Source organism: Paenibacillus oceani (assembly GCF_014705615.1).
Classification (GTDB): domain Bacteria; phylum Bacillota; class Bacilli; order Paenibacillales; family NBRC-103111; genus Paenibacillus_AB; species Paenibacillus_AB oceani.
Map to the genome: position 1 here is coordinate 101,957 of NZ_JACXJA010000022.1, position 18,925 is coordinate 120,881.

Consider the following 18,925-nt stretch of genomic DNA (forward strand, 5'->3'; position numbering starts at 1 on the left):
TAACCATCATGCGCAAAACGAAAATTGTATGTACCATCGGACCTTCCAGTGAATCTTTGCCCGCGCTGAAGCAGCTTATTTCGGCGGGAATGAACGTGGCCAGGCTCAACTTCTCCCACGGCGATTTCGAGGAGCACGGCAACCGGATCAAGAACATCCGCCAAGCGTGCCTCGAGCTGAACAAAACTGTAGCGATTCTGCTTGATACGAAAGGACCGGAGATTCGTACCGGCAAGCTGAAGGACGACTCCTATGAGCTGATGCAGGATGAGTCCATCACGCTCACGACTGAGGAAATCATCGGCGATAACAAACGCATTTCCGTCACGTATAAAGATTTGCCACGCGACGTTCATGTCGGCTCGACGATTCTGATTGACGACGGCCTGATCGGACTGACCGTCGTCGATATTCGCGGCAGCGAGATCGAGTGCCGCATCGTCAACGGGGGCACGATCAAAAGCAAAAAGGGCGTAAACGTACCGGGCGTCCGCATCTCGCTTCCCGGCATTACCGAGAAGGATGCGAACGACATCATTTTCGGGATTCAGCAAGGCGTTGACTTCATCGCAGCCTCGTTCGTGCGCAAAGCGTCCGACGTGCTGGAGATTCGTCAGCTGCTGGAAGAACATAGCGCGAACCATATCCAGATTATCTCCAAGATTGAGAACCAGGAAGGCGTTCAAAACCTGGATGAAATTCTCGAAGTATCCGACGGCCTGATGGTCGCCCGCGGCGACCTCGGCGTGGAGATTCCGGCTGAAGAAGTTCCGCTCGTTCAGAAGCGGATGATCAAAAAATGTAACTTTGTCGGTAAGCCGGTCATCACGGCAACGCAAATGCTCGACTCGATGCAGCGCAATCCGCGCCCGACGCGTGCGGAGGCGAGTGACGTAGCGAACGCGATCTTCGACGGTACGGATGCGATCATGCTGTCGGGTGAGACGGCGGCAGGCAAATATCCGGTCGAATCGGTGCAGACGATGTCTCGGATCGCCGAGCGTGCGGAGTCGGCATTGGAATACCGTGAAATTTTCATTCGTCAGAGTACGGCGCAGCAAACGACGATTACGGAAGCGATCAGCCAGTCGGTCGCCAGCTCCGCTCTGGATCTGGACGCCAAAGCGATCATTACGCCTACCGAGAGCGGGTATACGGCACGTATGGTGTCCAAGTACCGTCCGAAATCGCCGATCATCGCGGTTACGCCTAACGAGCAAGTCATGCGCCGCCTGAGCCTCATCTGGGGTGTGCTGCCGACCCACGGCGAAGAAGCGCGCAATACGGACGAAATGTTCCAGCTCGCCGTAGACAATGCGATGAAGGCCGGACATATCCGTCTCGGTGATCTCGTTATCATTACGGCAGGCGTTCCTGTAGGCCGTTCCGGCACGACCAACCTGATGAAGGTGCACCATGTCGGCGAGATGATCGCCAAAGGGCAAGGCATCGGAAGCCAGCCGGCGACAGGTAAAGTCGTCGTAGCGCGCACCGCTCAGGAAGCTTTGGATAAAGTCGTGGAAGGCTCGATTCTGGTCACCGTCGCCACGGACAAAGACTATATTCCGGCATTCCAGAAGGCGTCGGCTGTCATTACGGAAACCGGCGGCATTACTTCGCATGCGGCAGTAGTCGGTTTGAGCCTGGGGATTCCGGTGATCGTCGGTGTCGACGAAGCGACTTCGCTGCTTAAGGACGACATGGAAGTGTCCGTTTATGCGGAAGTGGGCGTCATTTACTCCGGACAAGCTAAAGTGCTGTAAAGCGATGAACATACAGAAGGGCCCGAATCTGCGGATACGGGTCCTTCTTGTCCGTCGTCTCTATTCCTGCAAGTCAAGGATCGGGATAGGCCGGGTGAGGACGGTGCCCGGCTCCTAAATGGGCGAAAATGAAAAGTTTCGGGGGGAGTTTGGATGAGAACGTTATACATATCGGATTTGGACGGGACACTGCTCAACGGCGAGCAACGGCTATCGGAGGAAACGATCCGGACGGTAAACGAATGGATTGCGGCAGGAGGCCACTTCTCCGTAGCGACGGCGCGCTCGTGGGATTCTGCGGGCCACATCCTGGCTCCGCTCGACCTGAAGCTGCCGGTTGTGCTGATTAACGGGGTGTTTCTGTACGATCCGGCAGAGCGCCGTTATCTCCACGCCAATCTACTCGACCGCCAAGTTGCTATGGAAATCATCGAGACCGAGGAACGCCTGGGACTGAATCCGATCGTATACACCGTCGACGGCAACGGGCAATTTAAAATATATTACAAAGGCCTGTTTAATCCGAGCGAAACGAACTATGTCACAGACCGTCTCCGGATAGGTGACGAGCGGTTCCGGCTCGTGACCGAGCACGACATTCCGGCCGACGAACAGATCATGGAAGTGAATGCGATCGGGACAGAGGCTGAGCTGTTGGAAATGTACCGGTTGTTCAGCTCGCGCAGCAGGGAGGTGTTGTGCCACTTCGGCCCGGACATCTACACGCCGGGATACCATTGGCTCGAAATGAATCATCCCCGGGCCAACAAGCGGGACGGCGTCGCGCAGCTTAAGCAGCTGCTGCAGGCGGATCGGATCGTCTGCTTCGGCGACAACCTGAACGATCTGCCGATGTTCGAGATCGCCGACGAGAAGTATGCGATGGGCAACGCCCATCCGCTACTGATCGAGAAGGCGACGGCCCGGCTCGCGACCAATGTGGAGCATGGAGTCGCCCGCTATTTGCAGACGCTCACTCCTTAAGGGCCAGCCTGTACGAATTGCGGTACTGCATTGGCGTGACGCCGTATCTGCTCTTGAATTTCGTACAGAAATAAGGGACGTTGCCATACCCGACCTGGCCGGCTATTCCCGTAACCGAGCCCGCATCGCTTCTCAGCAGCTCGCAAGCCCGTTCCATCCTCGCATGGGTCATATAGTCCAGGAAGGATACGCCGTGCACTTCTTTGAACTGTCTGGACAAATAAGCGGTCGACAAGCCGGCCATGTCGGACAGCCGGTCCAGCGAAATATCTTCACTTAGATGATCGTCGATGTAAGCTTTAAGTTTGTGGAAGATGTCGTCCTGGGCGGCGTTTTCTTTCAAGTGGCGCTGTATAAAACTCCCGGTCTGTGCGCACAGTTCGCGAATCTGCCGGATTGTATCCGCAAAGGTTTCCCGCCGCAGGTCTTGAAACAGAAGAGACGGCGGGAACATTCTTTCCCGCGAATTCAAGTCGATCATCACCTTGGACACAACCATCATGATTTGCATCAGGCAAAACTCGACGGCTTCGAGAGACCACCTGTCACGTCTTAGTGTATCGACAAATTCGTCCAGACATTGTTCGGCAGAGACGACGTCTCCGGCTCGAAGCGCATTTTCGAGAGGCTCATAGTTCATGGCCGGGATGCCGGAGCGCAAACGAATCTCATCGTAATCGACGATCGGATGGAACTCTTCCATAAATAAGTATCTCAAAGCTAATAGGGCTTGCTCGTAAGACTTGGGAATGTCGTCCGCATAGCTGACGATGCCGCCGACTCCGGCGGCGAAGGAAGCGCCTTTCGCCGAATCCGGTTGCAGTATCCGATCAAGCAGCTCCTTAAGCAGATTTTTCGTCTCTATCCGTTCATCCAGCTCAATAAACAGAAGCAAACTCAGTTCGGTTCCGTTTTTCTCAATGATTTCGTGGGCAAATGGGGGCGCTAGTTTGCGCCATTTCGTTTTCCACCCCTTCACGCTCTCCCGATATACTTTCACGTTAACGACCAAATAGCAGCAATCCTTCTGAAGCCGCACAGGCAGTTCATTCTCGGCAAGACTGCCGCTGAGCAGTGCCGCAAGCTTCTTGTCGTCGAGCTGCCCGGACAACTGCTTCACGGTATGGTTTAAGCCGGTCAGTACCTGCTCGATCATTTTGAATTCGTTATGCTGATGATCGGGCAGGAGAGCGCTATTCGTCTCGCGCAGCTTATGGAGCATTTGCCGGACCGGCCGGTACGTTTTGATCGTCAAATAATAGGTGAACAGCATAACAAGCAGCAGCACGGCCGAACTGACCAGCAATACTTCTGGATTCATCCAATACGAGAACAAGGAAAGGGACTGCACAGGCCGGATGGAGGCGAATGTCCATTCATGGCCGGAAGCGGAGACGTAGCCGCCGATTACGCTGAACAGCAAACCGTCCTGCCTGCCGGCACCGGATGGAAGACGGGCCAGCTTAGCCCGGTAATCCTCCAGTTCCGTCCCGCTTACATTGCTGGTAGCTGCGGCAAAATTCCGGCTGCGGTCGATCATCATCAGCTTCTCATCGTCCGAGCTTTGCAGGGAGTCCAGCAGGCTGTTTGCATGCGACTTGTAAATGTCGATGAACATATATCCGCTGATGTCGCCGCCATGCGCCTGGATCGGGAACGTATAAATATAAGTGAGCAGCTCGTCGGCCGAGTTTTCGCCATAGGAGACGGTAAGGGGCAGCCAGACGCCGGTAGCCGTATGCCCTTGGTCCAGCTCCGTTAACAGCTCGTACTTGGGGGAATGGGGAGCGACCTTATAATAAGCGTATGGATCGACCATCAAATTCAGGTTTTTGAAGTAAACGGATACGTTCTCCGTACCCGGATTGGCCAGCATCATCGCCTTTAGATTGCTCGCAACCTGATAAATTCGATAAATGTTATGCCCGTTTTCTTTGTAAAACGAAGTAAAGGCATCGTCATTCCCGCTAGCCGTATCCATTGTCGTTAATATATCACTGATGAAAGCGTTTTTATAAATGGCCGGATAAAGCTCTTCCATATAGGTTTTCACTTGATTAAGCCGGGTGCGGCTGTCCTGTTCCTGCGTCCTCTCCTCCGCCTGCCTCGCTTTATTGTACAAAATCGCCCCACACAAGCAGGTTAGGAGTAAGGTTATGATCGAGTAGGAAAGGAAGAGGCGGCGAAAATATACCGAATGAAAGATAGGATAAACACTCCGCTTCATTGTCGCCTGTCCCCTCCGTCCATTTCCGTAAAATCGAACCTATCGTATCATGGGCAGGTGTTGCTGTAAATAGCTGGAGAATGGTGTGCGCAGCAGACCCTATCAACTCCAATCCCTTGCGGCTCAACGGATTATGAAAGGCGGAGCAAAGATTTGAATAACACCGGATCAAGATTCCGAAACGAATCGCAAAAACTTGAAATCCCAGAGCAAAGCCTTTTGTGGAATAATGAAGGCGCATTCATCACATGCATTCCATAAAGGAGGCGTTTTTGTTGTTGGGACGGTTTCGACGTAAAACAGTTTTGCTGCTAGGCGCTTTAACGATTGTCGCGTCCGGCTGCGGAGGGGCAGGAGGAACAGGAAGCGGGACAGATAGAGCGGTTGAAGGGGGAACGAATGCAAAGGAACCGGTAAAGGAAAAGAGGGAGCCGATCGAGCTGGTGTTTAAGGATGCGACCTTCGGCTGGTCCGTGGATGACTTTATGAAAGACTACGGTGCGGCTATAGAGCAGAAATTTCCGCATATCCAAGTATCGTTCATCCCATACCCGAAGCCGGCCATTGCCGAATTGTTCGCTTCGAAAACCAAGTTTGATATCGTCATCTCCTCCTTATTGATGTTTAACGATAACATGCTGGAGAACGGACTGCAGTACGATTTAACGCCGCTGATCAAAAAGCACAAATATAATCTCGACCGGCTGGAGCCTACTGCGCTTGCCCTGGCCAAGCAATTGGCGAACGGAGGCATATACGGTCTGCCTGTCGCCGGCGCGGCCTCGACGATCGTATACAACAAGGCGCTGTTCGATAAATTCGGCGTATCGTACCCGAAGGACGGTATGACCTGGGACGAGTTTTATGAGCTGTCCAGAAAAATGTCGCGGATCGAGGGGGATGTACGGTACCACGGGTCGCTCGTATACCCGAACTTTATGCTGTATCGCAATCCATTCTCCCTAAGTCTGATCAATGCGAACACGGAGAAAGCCGATTTTAGCAGCAGCAAATGGAAAGAATATATGGAGACGATGCTCGGAATCTACCGGCTTCCGAATAACCATTTGGATAAGAGAAACCAGTTCGGCGGCCAAGTCGGGAAAGAATTGTTCGAGAAGGATCAAGTCGTGGCGATGTATCTGAATGCTTCGGGAACCGGAATCCGCGAGCTGACCTTTAAAAATATGGACTATGATTTCGTGCAATTTCCGGCATTCAAAGATGCGCCGGGTCTCGGTCCGCAGCCGTATCCGTTATATTTTTACTTGTCCGCGGCGTCCGAGCTGAAAGAGGAAGCGTTTGAGGTGCTCACTTATTTGACCTCGGACGAGTTTCAACTGGAGAACTCGAAGAAGGGGATTTTGACGGCGCTTAATAATAAGGACATTCAGATGGCGTTCGCTCAAAATTATCCGGAATTCAAAAACAAAAATATAAAGGCGATTCTTCCAGCCAAGCTGGCTCCGTCGGCTTACCGCAGCAAATATGACGGCATCGCGAGAGGGGAGCTGGAGCAAGCCTTCATCTCCGCGGCGATGGGCGAGAAAGACATCAATACGGCGATGCGGGAAGCGGAAGATTCGGCGAACAAGAAGATCGATCAGGTTAAAGCACAGAAGAAGTAATGAAGTAACGAAACGTAAAAGCAGAAGGGCATCTATTGATTAGATCGGCGAAACCGCGCGATCCCCGGCCTCCAATCCACAGCTCGTCCCTGATCGGGATGTAATGGATGGACAGCCGGGGATTGCCGGTCACGCCCATCTCTTCAGCTTCGGGATGAACCGGTTCAGCATGTCCCGGGCTTCCTGCTCGGACATCTTCTGGCCGGCGACCACATGCGGTACGCACACCTCAATCATCGATTGGACGGAAGCGTCCGGGTCGGTGAAAGCCCCTTCCTGATAACAATACGTGCAGTACTCCTCATTTGCGCTTCCGTCGGCGTTAGAACCTAGGCTTTCAGCGGTAGTAAGCGGCATCGAGCAGCTTTGGCAAAACTTCGCATCCATCTTTTATTGCCTCCTTTTCATTGAGAATGAATACAGTATACTTCAGCAACCCTGACAAGAGTCTGTCATGGTTTTTGGTATGGACTGTATAGCGACACCATTTCCTTCGCCCGATCCCGAATTAAAAGCCGGACCCGCTCGGGCTCCAGTACCTCGACTTTGCTGCCGAAGCTGAGCAGGAAGCCGTAGATCCATTCATCCTCCGGATACGTCTGCGTGACCAGCAGGAAGCCGTCTGTATCCGTCTCCAGCCGTTCGACGCCGAACAACTCCTCGACCCTCGTCCGCATATCCGGCGGAAACCGTAGCTTCAGGGTGACCGGCTTCGAGTTCATCTCCCACATCCGCCCCCAGTCCGCTTCCTCCGCCGGAGGATGATCCCGCCGTTCGAACCGGTTGCCGGTAACGGCCAGACCGGACATCCTCGACAGCCGGAACAGCCGGTAGTCGTTACGGAGCGGGCAGTAGGCGTACAAGTACCACGAGGCGCTCTTCAGCAGCAGCGTCATCGGCTCGACTTCCCGGGTCGTCGGCTCCCCGTTAACCGAAGAGTAACCGAACTTGACGGTACGATCCTCCTGCAGCGACTCGCGAATTAAGGCCACCTTGTGCTTCATAACGCCATCGGAGCCCCATGGATTCATATCGATCACGAGCCGGTCCTGCCAGAAGCGGACCGATTCTTTCTCCGTATCACCCAGCAGGCTCGTATACTTCTCAATCGTCGCGCCGTACCGGGTATCGTCCAGCGCCCGGCTCATTCCTTTCAGCGCCGTCAGGACCGAAGAGATCTCGTCAAAAGTCAGCGCCGTGCGTTCGAGCCGGTATCCGTCCATCATCTCGAAGCCGCCGGTTACTCCCTGATAGGAAACAAGCGGGAAACCGGCTTGGCATAACGTCTCGATATCGCGGTAAATCGTCCGGACCGATACCTCCATTTTCTCCGCGAGTTCCGCTGCGGATATTCGTTTCCGGTTCACGATGAGCATCAAAATGGCAAGCAGCCGTTCGAGGCGCATAAGTGTCGTCCTTTCCGCATCATGCCGCATATTCGGACAAAGCTTATCATGTCTCCGAGTTTGCTGTCTACCGGGCGGACCGTTTGAGGAAAGAGAAGCGGTTTAGTACAATAGAAGCATCAGGTTAGGGAACGGGGGACAACGATGACACAAAAGCAGCAGCAGCAGGAGTCGGGACGGTGGCACGGTTACGAGATCCGGGTGCGTTACGGCGAGACGGACCGGATGGGGGTTGTGTATCATCCCAATTACGCCACATGGTTCGAGGTTGGCCGTACGGAGCTCATTCGCGAGCGGGGGCTGCCCTATAGCCGGATCGAAGAGCTCGGCCTTTATTTGCCGGTGATCGAGCTGGAATCGAAGTTCCGTCTGCCGGCGAAATATGACGACCGGATTGCGATTTATACCCGAATCCGTTCATACAATCACTTAACGGTTCATTTCGAATCGCAGATCCGCCGGCTCGAGGAGGGGGGAGCGGTGTCTTCCGATGGGGAACAAGAAGCGGCCGAACGGAATGGCCGTCCAGCTCCTGCAGGCGAGCTGCTGGTCACCGGAGCCACCCGCCACGTATGGCTGAGCCGGGACTGGAAGCCCGTAAGGATCGACAGAGAAGCGCCGGAGCTGTACCGGCTGCTCGGGGAGGAATAACGATGGGGAAAGTGCTGCTGCTGGTATTTATTATCATCCCGGCTCTGGAGATCTGGGCGATAATCGAGGTGGGACAGCGGATCGGCGGCTGGCAGACGTTCGGCCTGATTTTGCTGACAGGTTTCGCCGGCGCTTATTTGGCCAGGAAGGAAGGGAGCAAAGTATGGGCTCAGGTCCAGCGCCAAATGTCGGTCGGGCAAATGCCCGGGGATGCAATTCTGGACGGCGTCTGCGTGCTGGTCGGCGGCCTGCTGCTGCTCTCTCCCGGATTTCTCACCGACATTGCCGGGATTATCCTGCTTATTCCGTTCACCCGGCCGTTTTTCCGCAATATGCTCTCCGCTTGGCTTCGTAACAAAATCGCTAACGGTCAAAACTACTTCTTTTTCCGGCGCTGAGCGGGGGATGGAGACGCGGGAGTTTCACACCGCCTCGGCCCGGCCCCCGTTACGGGTTTTTGCTGTCCGATTTGCCGAACGATCGGGCTTACCGGTTTTCGACATTTTACACGGACCCCCGAACATTTTACAAAAGTTTAACATCCGCTTAACATTCTCCGGCGATAATAAAAGACAAGCAACTATTTCCGTTACGGAGGAATCCCAAGTGGCGAAGCCGATGCAGGAGCTGAAACATTCCGTCTCCCATTATATTAACCGAGATTTGAGCTGGATCGAATTCAACCGCCGCGTGCTGGAAGAGGCGCAGGACCCGGCGACGCCGCTGCTGGAAAGAATTAAATTTTTGTCGATCGTATCGACGAATCTGGACGAATTCATGAGCGTAAGGGTCGCAGGCATTACCGATCAGTTAAAGGCGGGTTATACGAAAAAGGATTTTACCGGCTATACGCCGGAAGGGCTGCTGCGCCGCATTATGAAGCGGACCGGCAAAATGGTGCTGGAGCAGTACAAGACGCACCGCGAGCTGACGAGGGCGCTGACGAAGGAAGGACTTATTTTTACCGCTTATGAGGATTTGACCGTAAATCAGAAAAAACAGATGGACGTTTACTTCCACGACTACGTCTTCCCGGTACTGACTCCGATGGCCGTCGACCAGAGCCGTCCGTTTCCGCTGGTCCGCAATTTGTCTCTGTATCTGGCTGTGACGCTGCAGCGGGAAGGTGACGAACCGGAGGAGGAGCCTTACTTCGCCATCGTTCAGGTCCCGTCGAACTTGCCGCGGTATGTTAAAGTTCCGGCGAGATCCAACAGTGTGAAACAGGAGTTTGTGCTGCTGGAAGATTTAATGGAGGAGCATATCCATACGATGTTCGCCGGTTATACGCCGGTGGCCGTCGATCCGTTCCGCCTGACCCGCAACGCCGACCTGACGCTTGACGAGGAAGGGGCGGAAGATCTGCTCGAGGAGATCGAGAAGGAACTGAGACGAAGACGCTGGGGGTCTCCGGTCCGGCTGGAAGTGCAGAAAGGATTTCATCCGTATGCGCTCGAGATGCTGAGAGAAGAGTTCGAAATCGGCGACAACGTGTTCGAGATCGACGGCCCGATCGACCTCAGCTATTTGATGAAGATGTCGCTGTCGCTGCCCGGGTTCGAGCATCTCCGCTTTCCGAAGCTGGAGCCGGTATACCCCAGAGAATTTGACGAAACCGACGACTTTTTCGAGGTGCTGCGCGATAAGGATGTGCTCGTCTATCATCCGTACGAATCGTTTGACGCGGTAGGCGACTTTATCGAGCAGGCGGCCAACGATCCCGACGTGATGGCGATCAAAATGACGCTGTACCGGGTGAGCGGCAATTCGTCGATCGTAAAAGCGCTCGCCACGGCCGCCGAGGGCGGCAAGCAGGTGACGGTGATCGTGGAGCTGAAAGCGCGCTTTGACGAAGAGCGCAATATCGCCTGGGCCAGACAGCTGGAGCAGGCGGGCTGTCACGTCGTATACGGCCTCGTCGGGCTGAAGACGCATGCCAAGATTACACTCGTCGTCAGGCAGGAGCCGGAAGGGCTGCGCCGGTACGTGCACGTCGGTACGGGCAACTATAACGATAATACGGCCCGGCTGTATACGGACATCGGTTTGTTCACGTCCCATCCGGTTATCGGGGAAGACGCCTCCGTTCTGTTCAACGAAATGACGGGGTATTCGGCTCCCCACGACTGGCAGGCGTTCGGCGTAGCTCCTGCCGACATGAAGTCCAAATTGTTCGAGCTGATCGAGCGCGAGGCGGAGCATGCGGCGGCCGGCAAGCCGGCCCGGATTATCGCCAAGATGAACTCGTTGTCGCATCAGGAGATGGTAGATAAGCTGTACGACGCGTCTCGGGCCGGCGTGCCGATCGATCTGATCATCCGGGGCGTCTGCTGCCTGCGCCCGAACGTGACCGGCCTTAGCGAATCGATTACCGTCCGCAGCATCGTGGACCGGTTTCTCGAGCATTCGCGGATTTTCTACTTCGAGAACGGCGGCGAGCCCCAAGTATGGCTGTCCAGCGCGGACTGGATGACCCGCAATCTGACGCGCCGCATCGAGCTGATGTGCCCGGTGTTCGACCCGGGGCTGAAGGAGATGCTGATTCACATTTTGCACATCAGCCTGTCGGACAACGTCAAGGCGAGAATCTTGAGGTCGAGCGGCCAGTACGAAAGGGAGCCGAATGAGACGATGACCCCGTTCCGCAGCCAGTTCGAAGCTTTAGATATCGTCACCTGGAAAAAGTGGCAGGCGTCATTCTAATCCGCAGCCCCCAGCCTTTCTTGAATTCGCCGGCGGCGCGCTCCACTTCCCTGAGTTCGATCGCGGGGTCATGACGGCTCGTCCAGCTAATAGCCAGGTCCTGCTTGACGACGTTCGCGCGGATCTCCTGAAGCGGCTGGGTCTCGCTCCGGTCGAGCGAGATCGCAAGCTGGAGCAGCGAGCCGAGCCGGTAGACGAGGTCCGCGTCGGTATCGCCGAGCAGATCTTTGTAGGGCAGCATCATGCTGCGCGCCTTGCTTTTGGACTTGTAGGAGGCGATCAGCGCGCACAGCACCGTCTCCCGGTGGGACAAGCCGTCGAGCCGGGAATGGACCATCAAGTAAAACGTATGCTTGTTGTAGTTATAGAAGTGAACCGTAACGCCGATCCGGTACAGCATGGCCGCGGTTTGCAGCAGGTCCAGCGCTCTGCGGCCGAAGACGGTTTCCAGCGACAAATCCTCGAACAGTTTGGCAGCCAGCCTGGCGACCTGCTCGACATGGGGACGGAATACGGCAGGGTGCAAAGCGAGCAGGTTGCCGACGCTATCGGCCAGCACGTCCGCTACGACCGGTTTGTCGGGAAAAGCGGTCTCGTAAAACACCCCGTCGCGAAGGCCCGCCCCGCTGACGATGCAGCGGCTGGCCCGGATGTGCGAGAACAAAGTATGCAGGATGATCAATCCGGGCACGATAATGTCGGCGCGGTCGCCGGACAGCCCTTCCACCTTGGTCCGCTGCTGCACGTCAAGCGAGGAAAGCCAATCCGACAGTTCATTCATGCCTTCTTTGCCGATCTCGTACATATGGGATTGCGTGAACGCATATTTTTTCTTCTTTTGATCGATTTTACACAAGGAACGAATCGTTCCGCCCAAGCCGATCAGCGGCAGGTCGGGATGGCCGGACAGCCATTTCTCATCCTTGACCGAAGCGAGCACCATATCACGGATGCGCTTCAGGTCGTCCTTGCTGGCATTGCCCTGATCCGTATAGGTTTTGGCCGTGTTCACGGCGCCGAACGGAAGGGAGACGCTCCGGATCAGCGTCCGGTTGCGGAACAGCGAGATTTCGGTGCTGCCGCCGCCGATGTCGATCAGAAATCCGTCCTTGACGTCAATCGAATTGATCATGCCGATAAATCCGAGACGGGCTTCCTCTTCGCCGGACAAGATTTCGATCGGGATACCGGTCAGCAGGTGGAGCTGCTCAGCGGCCTGGCGGCCGTTGGTGGCGTTGCGGATCGCGGCTGTCGCCACAGCGCGCACCGTCTCCGCGGCATGGACGTGACACAGCATGCGGAATTCTTTCAAAATGCGGGCAAGCCGCTCGATGTCTGCTTGCGCGATCGAGCCGTCGGGGAGAATGGCAGCGCTGAGACGCGCCGATTCCTTGCTTTCGTCAATCGCTCTGTATGCTTCTTCCCCGACCCGCTCGTACAGGACGAGGCGGACCGAGTTGGATCCGATATCGATGATGCCTACGCGTTCGCTTCTCATGGTATAGGTGTGCGCCTCCCGGTTGCGAGATATAGAACTATTTTATCAAAAAATAGTTGACTGCGCTGAATACCTTATCTCACATTTTACCCACATCATGGACTTGGCATGATTTAATGGACTGCCGTGTGATTAAAATATTATGAACCATACTCTAGCCCGGCAGGTGATAGGATGTATCCTGTTCGAATGTGAAGCAATCCGGAGATAGCACATGTTTATAACGCCGATAATGAAGTTTTATCCCCGTTTTGTTTCTTTATCGACCCAAATCATTTATTATATTACTTGATAGTTTTCCATGTCCGCGATTTTTATCACCTATATTTATAAGTGCGAGTTCAAAAAGTCCGATTTTCAGCACCGAGAAGATGGGATGAAGCTAGGAAATGAGGAGCGGAGCGTAGTGTAAGCTTTCGTGAGCACCGGAAGTTCCGGCTGAATTCCATATTCGATGTCGAGCAGGCTTCCTGTATCTGCTTCGTGATCAAAAGTGGACTTTTTGAACAACCTCTATAAATCGATACCGAAAAGGAGCGAAATAAGATGACAGCAACCAAAGGTCTTGAGGGTATCGTAGCGACGACGTCCTCGATCAGCTCGATTATCGACGGCGTACTCACGTACCGGGGGATCGATATTGACGACTTGGCCGAGCATGCTTCTTTTGAAGAAGTCGTATATTTGCTTTGGTACGGCAAGCTGCCTAACAAATCAGAACTGGAGCAGCTTCACGCCGATCTGAGCGCTAGCGCGCCGGTAGCCGATTCCGTTATCCAGCAATTGAAGCTGTATCCGAAAAATACGAATTCAATGGCAGCCCTCCGTTCGGCGGTTTCCGCATTGGCGCTTTACGACGAGGAAGCGAACGACATGAGCCCAGCGGCGAATTTGCGCAAAGCGATTCGTCTGCAGGCGCAGCTTCCGACCATCGTCGCGGCGTTCGCACGTATTCGTGAAGGCAAGGAGCCGATCGCCCCGAAAGCGGGAGTATCGGTGAGCTATAATTTCTTGTACATGCTAACAGGCAACGATCCGGAGCCGATTGCAGTCGAAGCGCTCGACAAAGCTCTCGTCCTGCACGCCGACCACGAGCTGAACGCGTCGACGTTCGCCGCTCGCGTCACGGTAGCTACGCTGTCCGACATTTATTCCGGCGTCACTTCCGCGATAGGCGCTTTGAAAGGACCGCTGCACGGCGGCGCTAACGAGGCCGTTATGGCAATGCTGGAGGAGATTGGTACAAGCTCTGACGTCGAAGCTTACATCAACAACAAGCTGGCGAACAAAGAGAAGATTATGGGCTTTGGCCACCGTGTCTACAAAAACGGCGACCCTCGTGCGAAACATTTGCAGAAGATGTCCCGTGAGCTCGGCAAAATTACGAACAACATGAACTGGTACGACATGTCGATCAAAATCGAAGAGCTCGTAACCGGTCAAAAAGGGTTGAAGCCGAACGTCGACTTTTATTCCGCATCGGTATACACGTCCCTTGAAATTCCGCGCGACTTGTTTACGCCGATTTTCGCGATCAGCCGCGTATCCGGATGGACCGCTCACATTTTGGAGCAATACGAAAATAATCGTCTGATTCGTCCGCGCGCCGAGTACACCGGTCCGGTCAATCAGAAATACGTTCCGATCGAAAGCCGTTAAGCGAATCCGGAGTGTTCCTCTGCTCTTGAGGCCGTTCCCCAATTCGTAGTTGTCCCCCAAGTGTGGTACACTTGGGGTATCGGCGGCATGGATGGATTCAGATTTTGCCGCGAGCGGGGTGTTACGGACTGGGTGTGATTCTCTCACACAATGAGGGATTCACATTGGGTGTGATTTTCTCGTGCATATGAGGGATTCACACTGGGTGTGATTCTCTCACACAATGAGGGATTCACACTGGGTGTGATTTTCTCGTGCATATGAGGGATTCACATTTGCACAGGTCTGCGACTCCCGTTCTTTTGCGGGCATGAACGCCCTTACGCTGGCGTTTTCCCATATACTACTATTATCTCAGGAGGTTTCCCATGGCTCAATTCGAACATTACGCAGCGCCGACCGAAGGCGAGAAACTGTCGATCGTTGACGGTAAACTGGTAGTCCCTAATAATCCGATCATCCCGTTCATCGAAGGCGACGGCACGGGGCCGGACATTTGGGCAGCATCCAAACGCGTTCTCGACGCAGCTGTTGAGAAAGCTTACAAAGGCGAGAAAAAAATCGCTTGGTACGAAGTGTTCGCCGGCGAAAAAGCGTTCAACAACTACAACAGCTGGCTGCCTAACGATACGCTGGAAGCAATCCGCGAATATATCGTAGCGATCAAAGGTCCTTTGACGACTCCGGTAGGCGGCGGCATCCGCTCGCTGAACGTGGCTCTTCGTCAAGAGCTCGACCTGTACGTCTGCTTGCGTCCTGTTCGTTACTTCAAGGGCGTGCCTTCCCCGGTTAAACGTCCGGAGCTTGTCGATATGGTTATTTTCCGCGAGAACACAGAGGACATCTACGCTGGCGTCGAGTGGCAAGAAGGTTCGGCCGAAGTGAAGAAAGTGCTTGAGTTTTTGCAAAACGAAATGGGCGTTAAGAAAATCCGCTTCCCTGAAACTTCCGGCATCGGCGTAAAACCGGTTTCCAAAGAAGGTTCGGAGCGTCTCGTTCGCGCCGCTATCGAATACACGATCAAGCATGGCCGCAAGAGCCTTACGCTTGTTCATAAAGGCAACATCATGAAGTTCACCGAAGGCGCGTTTAAAAACTGGGGCTATGAGCTTGCAGAGCGCGAATACGGAGACAAAGTATTCACTTGGGCGCAATATGACCGCATCAAAGAAGAGCAAGGCGCGGAAGCGGCTAACAAAGCTCAAAAAGATGCGGAAGCAGCCGGCAAAGTCATCGTAAAAGACGCAATTGCCGACATCGCCCTGCAGCAAGTATTGACTCGTCCGACCGACTTCGACGTCATCGCGACGCTGAACCTGAACGGCGACTACTTGTCCGACGCGCTCGCAGCTCAAGTTGGCGGCATCGGGATTGCTCCGGGAGCGAACATCAACTATGTGACGCACCATGCGATCTTCGAAGCTACTCACGGTACAGCTCCGAAATACGCGGGTCTCGACGTCGTGAACCCGGGTTCGGTTACGCTGTCCGGCGTTATGATGCTGGAGCATCTGGGCTGGCTGGAAGCGGCTGACCTGATCTACAAAGGGCTGGAGAAGTCGATCGCCGACAAAACGGTAACGTATGACTTCGCACGTCTGATGGAAGGCGCAACGGAAGTTAAATGCTCCGAATTCGCTAACCTTGTTATCAAAAACATGGACTAATACGAGTTGTAAAATAGCGGAATTTAAATTCCGCTATTTTGCTTTAAATGGCGTCAATTTGTCTACAATGATCCTGTAAAGACCCGAACCAAGGAGGATTCTTTATTATGGCGATCAAGCGTAAAAAGATTACCGTTGTAGGTGCAGGCTTCACAGGGGCGACTACCGCGTTCCTGCTCGGACAAAAAGAACTTGGCGACGTTGTATTGCTCGATATCCCGCAGCTCGAAAATCCGACCAAAGGCAAAGCGCTGGATATGCTCGAATCGAGCCCGGTGCAAGGGTTTGACAGCAACATCGTCGGTACCGCCAACTATGAGGATACGGCAGGCTCCGACGTGGTGATCATCACTGCCGGCATAGCCCGCAAGCCGGGCATGAGCCGCGACGATCTCGTGAATACGAACGCCGGCATCGTCAAATCCGTGTGCGAAAACGTTAAAAAATATTGCCCGGATTCCTACGTGATCATTTTGAGCAACCCGGTAGACGCTATGACATATGTCGCTTACCAGGCGCTCGGCTTCCCGAGAAACCGCGTTATCGGCCAATCCGGTGTGCTCGACACGGCCCGTTACAACACGTTCATCGCCCAAGAGCTGAACGTGTCGGTTGAAGACGTCCGCGGCGTCGTTCTCGGCGGCCACGGCGACGATATGGTTCCGCTCGTCCGTTACTCGAGCGTCGGCGGCATTCCGATCGAAAAGCTGATCTCTAAGGAGCGCATCGATGCGATCGTACAGCGGACGCGCACAGGAGGTGGCGAGATCGTCAACCTGCTCGGCAACGGCAGCGCGTATTACGCTCCGGCGGCTTCGCTCGTCCAGATGACGGAAGCGATTTTGAAGGACAAGAAGCGCATTGTGCCTGCCATCGCTTTGCTGCAGGGCGAGTATGGTTACAACGACCTGTTCATGGGCGTGCAGACGGTTCTCGGCGGCGACGGCATCGAGAAAGTGATCGAGCTCGAGCTGACCGACGAAGAGAAAGCGGCGATGGATAAGTCCGCGCAATCGGTACGAAGCGTAATCGCGATCGTGAACGGTTAATTTTTGGCGGGACCCCGAAGGAAGGGGCTGCTCTAAAAATATCCGCCTGCCTGACAGGGGAACGTCCGGATTTACAAACAAAAGGACCTCGACATCCGACAAAAGGACCTCAGCTTCCACAGAAACGTGGAGGCGGAGGTCCTTTTTCTTGTGGAAAATTGGGTCCAAGTAAGGCTCAGCAAAATCAAGCAAATAATGGTGTGAGACAGCCCCATATTTATGGGGGAGACTTGTGCATCCCCTGCTTTTCGGGCAGGGAGGAGCGAATAGGGGTGGTTTGTACCCTTTATTTGGTCCGAAACCGGCTTGGACGGGAAAATAAGAGCGGTTTGAGACGGCTAAAATCGGCTGAAAGGGTGCAGATCCGTTCAGGTGGTGGATATAAGGGGTGCAAACCGCTTTTATTTGTTTCGATTAATCGAAAAGACCGAAAATAGAGGGTGCAAAAGACTGCTATTGGTTACTGAGCCAGTTCTAAGCCAGCTCCGAACCAACTTCTGATCCAACTTCGCCCCAGCTTCGCTTTAGCTCCGAGCCAACTTAGCCCCAACTTGGGCCAACACCGCTCCAACACGGCCCAACACGGCCCAACACGACTCTAACACAAAGCCGATACCTCTTCGTATCTTTCAACCAAAACGGGCATGGTTCGCATACCGGAGAAAAGCTGCTGCTGGTACAGGAACGGCCGCCCTCAAAAAAGCTCTCGTATAGATGTTCTTGATAAGTACGCAAGCCCAACTAGATTTGATGGTCGTGCCGGAACGCGGAAGGCGTCATGCCGACTTTCGCGCGGAACACCCTGCACAAGTAAGAGCCGTTCTCGTATCCGCAGCGGGAGGCGATCGCCTCGAGCGTATCGTTCGTCTCGCGCAGCAGCCGTTTCGCTTCCTCCAGACGAAGCCGCGTCGCATACTCAACCGGGGTACAGCCGTATGCCAGCCGGAATCGTCGGGTCAGCTCAGACGGCTTAATGCCGAGACACCCGGCGATGTGCTGCATGCGGATTTCTCCGGCCAGCTGCCGGTGAATATAACTTGCCGCCTGCTTCATCAGCGGGTCAGTCGTTTTTTTGCGATGGAGCGCCTGCTTTCGTTCCTCTTCGCACAAGTACAGCAAATCCAGCAGCATATGGCTGGCGTAATGAATCATTCCGGAGCCGCCGCCGTATGCGACCCAGCTTTTGCGCAAGTAGGAGTAAGTGGAAGAAAGCCGATTAACGTCGCCGATCGACACATTCCCAACAGGAAGCTCGGAGAGGGCTCCATCTGCTCCTGACAGCGCGGTGAATTGGAAGACGTGAAAGGAGATGTCCCCGAGCGATTGACGTCTGAAAACAGTGCCGGGAGGGCAAAACACGAGGTCTCCGAAGGAAGCCCGGCCGTGAAACGTCCCGATTCCATAGTCGAACGCCCCCATTTCCGCACCGATCAATACATAATTGTGATGGGTTTCATCGCCTTTGATAAATCCGGGCTGAGGCCCAGCGCATGTATACGTTTTCACTTCCAGCATCGCACTTCCCAATCTGCACTCCCCCCTCGGCGGCTGCAGCTGCCCGTTTCACGATCCCTCGAGATTACCATAACGAACCGTCAGGTCCAGCGTCAAGACCAAAAAAAGTGTCAGAAATAACTAAACTGCGTGTATTTCGCTTCAAATTTTGTGGAGGTATGATTAAAGCGAGATC

At 54.3% G+C, this 18,925-nt stretch carries 14 protein-coding genes; 9 read left to right on the top strand and 5 right to left on the bottom strand.

Going from position 1 to position 18,925, the window contains the following annotated elements:
• Positions 1–8: 8 nt before the first annotated feature.
• Both pyk and IDH45_RS17515 read left to right on the top strand, forming a co-directional pair.
• Positions 9–1,763: a pyruvate kinase gene (gene pyk / locus IDH45_RS17510; protein WP_190929416.1), complete on the top strand. Its 1,755-nt coding sequence runs from the start codon at positions 9–11 to the stop codon at positions 1,761–1,763.
• A gap of 153 nt (positions 1,764–1,916) precedes the next feature.
• The gene (locus tag IDH45_RS17515; protein ID WP_190929417.1) at positions 1,917–2,747 is read left to right on the top strand and encodes an HAD family hydrolase; all 831 of its coding nucleotides are present in this window, start codon (positions 1,917–1,919) and stop codon (positions 2,745–2,747) included.
• On the opposite strand, the gene IDH45_RS17520 is transcribed toward IDH45_RS17515, so the two are convergent.
• Positions 2,737–4,869: a helix-turn-helix domain-containing protein gene (locus tag IDH45_RS17520; protein ID WP_190929418.1), complete on the bottom strand. Its 2,133-nt coding sequence runs from the start codon at positions 4,867–4,869 to the stop codon at positions 2,737–2,739. The genes IDH45_RS17515 and IDH45_RS17520 overlap by 11 nt on opposite strands.
• A 383-nt stretch (positions 4,870–5,252) precedes the next feature.
• On the opposite strand from IDH45_RS17520, the gene IDH45_RS17525 reads away from it, so the two are divergent.
• A complete protein-coding gene (locus IDH45_RS17525; protein WP_190929419.1) occupies positions 5,253–6,602 on the top strand; it encodes an ABC transporter substrate-binding protein in 1,350 nt (449 codons plus the stop codon).
• A 129-nt stretch (positions 6,603–6,731) separates the two neighbouring features.
• Here IDH45_RS17525 and IDH45_RS17530 read toward each other — a convergent pair whose 3' ends face one another.
• Both IDH45_RS17530 and IDH45_RS17535 read right to left on the bottom strand, forming a co-directional pair.
• Positions 6,732–6,989, bottom strand: a complete 258-nt coding sequence (locus IDH45_RS17530; protein ID WP_190929420.1) for a zinc ribbon domain-containing protein — start codon at positions 6,987–6,989, stop codon at positions 6,732–6,734.
• 65 nt (positions 6,990–7,054) lie between these two features.
• Positions 7,055–8,008 carry a helix-turn-helix transcriptional regulator gene (locus IDH45_RS17535; protein ID WP_190929421.1) on the bottom strand — a complete coding sequence of 318 codons (954 nt, stop codon included), beginning with the start codon at positions 8,006–8,008 and terminating at the stop codon, positions 7,055–7,057.
• Positions 8,009–8,152: 144 nt separating this feature from the next.
• Between IDH45_RS17535 and IDH45_RS17540 the strand changes: the two genes are divergently transcribed.
• From IDH45_RS17540 to ppk1, 3 genes are all read left to right on the top strand, one after another.
• Positions 8,153–8,659, top strand: a complete 507-nt coding sequence (locus IDH45_RS17540) for an acyl-CoA thioesterase (protein ID WP_190929422.1) — start codon at positions 8,153–8,155, stop codon at positions 8,657–8,659.
• A gap of 2 nt (positions 8,660–8,661) precedes the next feature.
• Positions 8,662–9,057 carry an FxsA family protein gene (locus IDH45_RS17545; RefSeq protein ID WP_190929423.1) on the top strand — a complete coding sequence of 132 codons (396 nt, stop codon included), beginning with the start codon at positions 8,662–8,664 and terminating at the stop codon, positions 9,055–9,057.
• 220 nt (positions 9,058–9,277) lie between these two features.
• Entirely contained in the window at positions 9,278–11,362 is a 2,085-nt protein-coding gene (gene ppk1, locus IDH45_RS17550; protein ID WP_190929471.1) for a polyphosphate kinase 1, read from the top strand.
• On the opposite strand, the gene IDH45_RS17555 is transcribed toward ppk1, so the two are convergent.
• A complete protein-coding gene (locus tag IDH45_RS17555) occupies positions 11,331–12,860 on the bottom strand; it encodes a Ppx/GppA phosphatase family protein (protein ID WP_190929424.1) in 1,530 nt (509 codons plus the stop codon). The genes ppk1 and IDH45_RS17555 overlap by 32 nt on opposite strands.
• 546 nt (positions 12,861–13,406) lie before the next feature.
• Here IDH45_RS17555 and citZ point away from each other — a divergent pair.
• The 3 genes from citZ to mdh all read left to right on the top strand — a co-directional run bounded on the left by citZ (position 13,407) and on the right by mdh (position 17,235).
• Positions 13,407–14,519, top strand: coding sequence for a citrate synthase (gene citZ / locus IDH45_RS17560; RefSeq protein ID WP_190929425.1), 1,113 nt, complete (start codon positions 13,407–13,409; stop codon positions 14,517–14,519).
• A gap of 368 nt (positions 14,520–14,887) precedes the next feature.
• A complete protein-coding gene (gene icd, locus IDH45_RS17565; protein ID WP_190929426.1) occupies positions 14,888–16,186 on the top strand; it encodes an NADP-dependent isocitrate dehydrogenase in 1,299 nt (432 codons plus the stop codon).
• A 107-nt stretch (positions 16,187–16,293) separates the two neighbouring features.
• The gene (mdh, locus tag IDH45_RS17570) at positions 16,294–17,235 is read left to right on the top strand and encodes a malate dehydrogenase (RefSeq protein ID WP_190929427.1); all 942 of its coding nucleotides are present in this window, start codon (positions 16,294–16,296) and stop codon (positions 17,233–17,235) included.
• Positions 17,236–17,976: 741 nt separating this feature from the next.
• Here mdh and IDH45_RS17575 read toward each other — a convergent pair.
• Positions 17,977–18,762 carry a helix-turn-helix domain-containing protein gene (locus tag IDH45_RS17575; protein ID WP_190929428.1) on the bottom strand — a complete coding sequence of 262 codons (786 nt, stop codon included), beginning with the start codon at positions 18,760–18,762 and terminating at the stop codon, positions 17,977–17,979.
• Positions 18,763–18,925 lie beyond the last annotated feature (163 nt).

Coding starts and splice junctions, on each gene's coding strand:
- pyk (WP_190929416.1), top strand. CDS start 9: ATGCGCAAAACGAAAATTGTATGTACCATCGGACCTTCCAGTGAATCT.
- IDH45_RS17515 (WP_190929417.1), top strand. CDS start 1,917: ATGAGAACGTTATACATATCGGATTTGGACGGGACACTGCTCAACGGC.
- IDH45_RS17530 (WP_190929420.1), bottom strand. CDS start 6,989: ATGGATGCGAAGTTTTGCCAAAGCTGCTCGATGCCGCTTACTACCGCT.
- IDH45_RS17535 (WP_190929421.1), bottom strand. CDS start 8,008: ATGCGCCTCGAACGGCTGCTTGCCATTTTGATGCTCATCGTGAACCGG.
- IDH45_RS17540 (WP_190929422.1), top strand. CDS start 8,153: ATGACACAAAAGCAGCAGCAGCAGGAGTCGGGACGGTGGCACGGTTAC.
- IDH45_RS17545 (WP_190929423.1), top strand. CDS start 8,662: ATGGGGAAAGTGCTGCTGCTGGTATTTATTATCATCCCGGCTCTGGAG.
- ppk1 (WP_190929471.1), top strand. CDS start 9,278: ATGCAGGAGCTGAAACATTCCGTCTCCCATTATATTAACCGAGATTTG.
- IDH45_RS17555 (WP_190929424.1), bottom strand. CDS start 12,860: ATGAGAAGCGAACGCGTAGGCATCATCGATATCGGATCCAACTCGGTC.
- citZ (WP_190929425.1), top strand. CDS start 13,407: ATGACAGCAACCAAAGGTCTTGAGGGTATCGTAGCGACGACGTCCTCG.
- icd (WP_190929426.1), top strand. CDS start 14,888: ATGGCTCAATTCGAACATTACGCAGCGCCGACCGAAGGCGAGAAACTG.
- mdh (WP_190929427.1), top strand. CDS start 16,294: ATGGCGATCAAGCGTAAAAAGATTACCGTTGTAGGTGCAGGCTTCACA.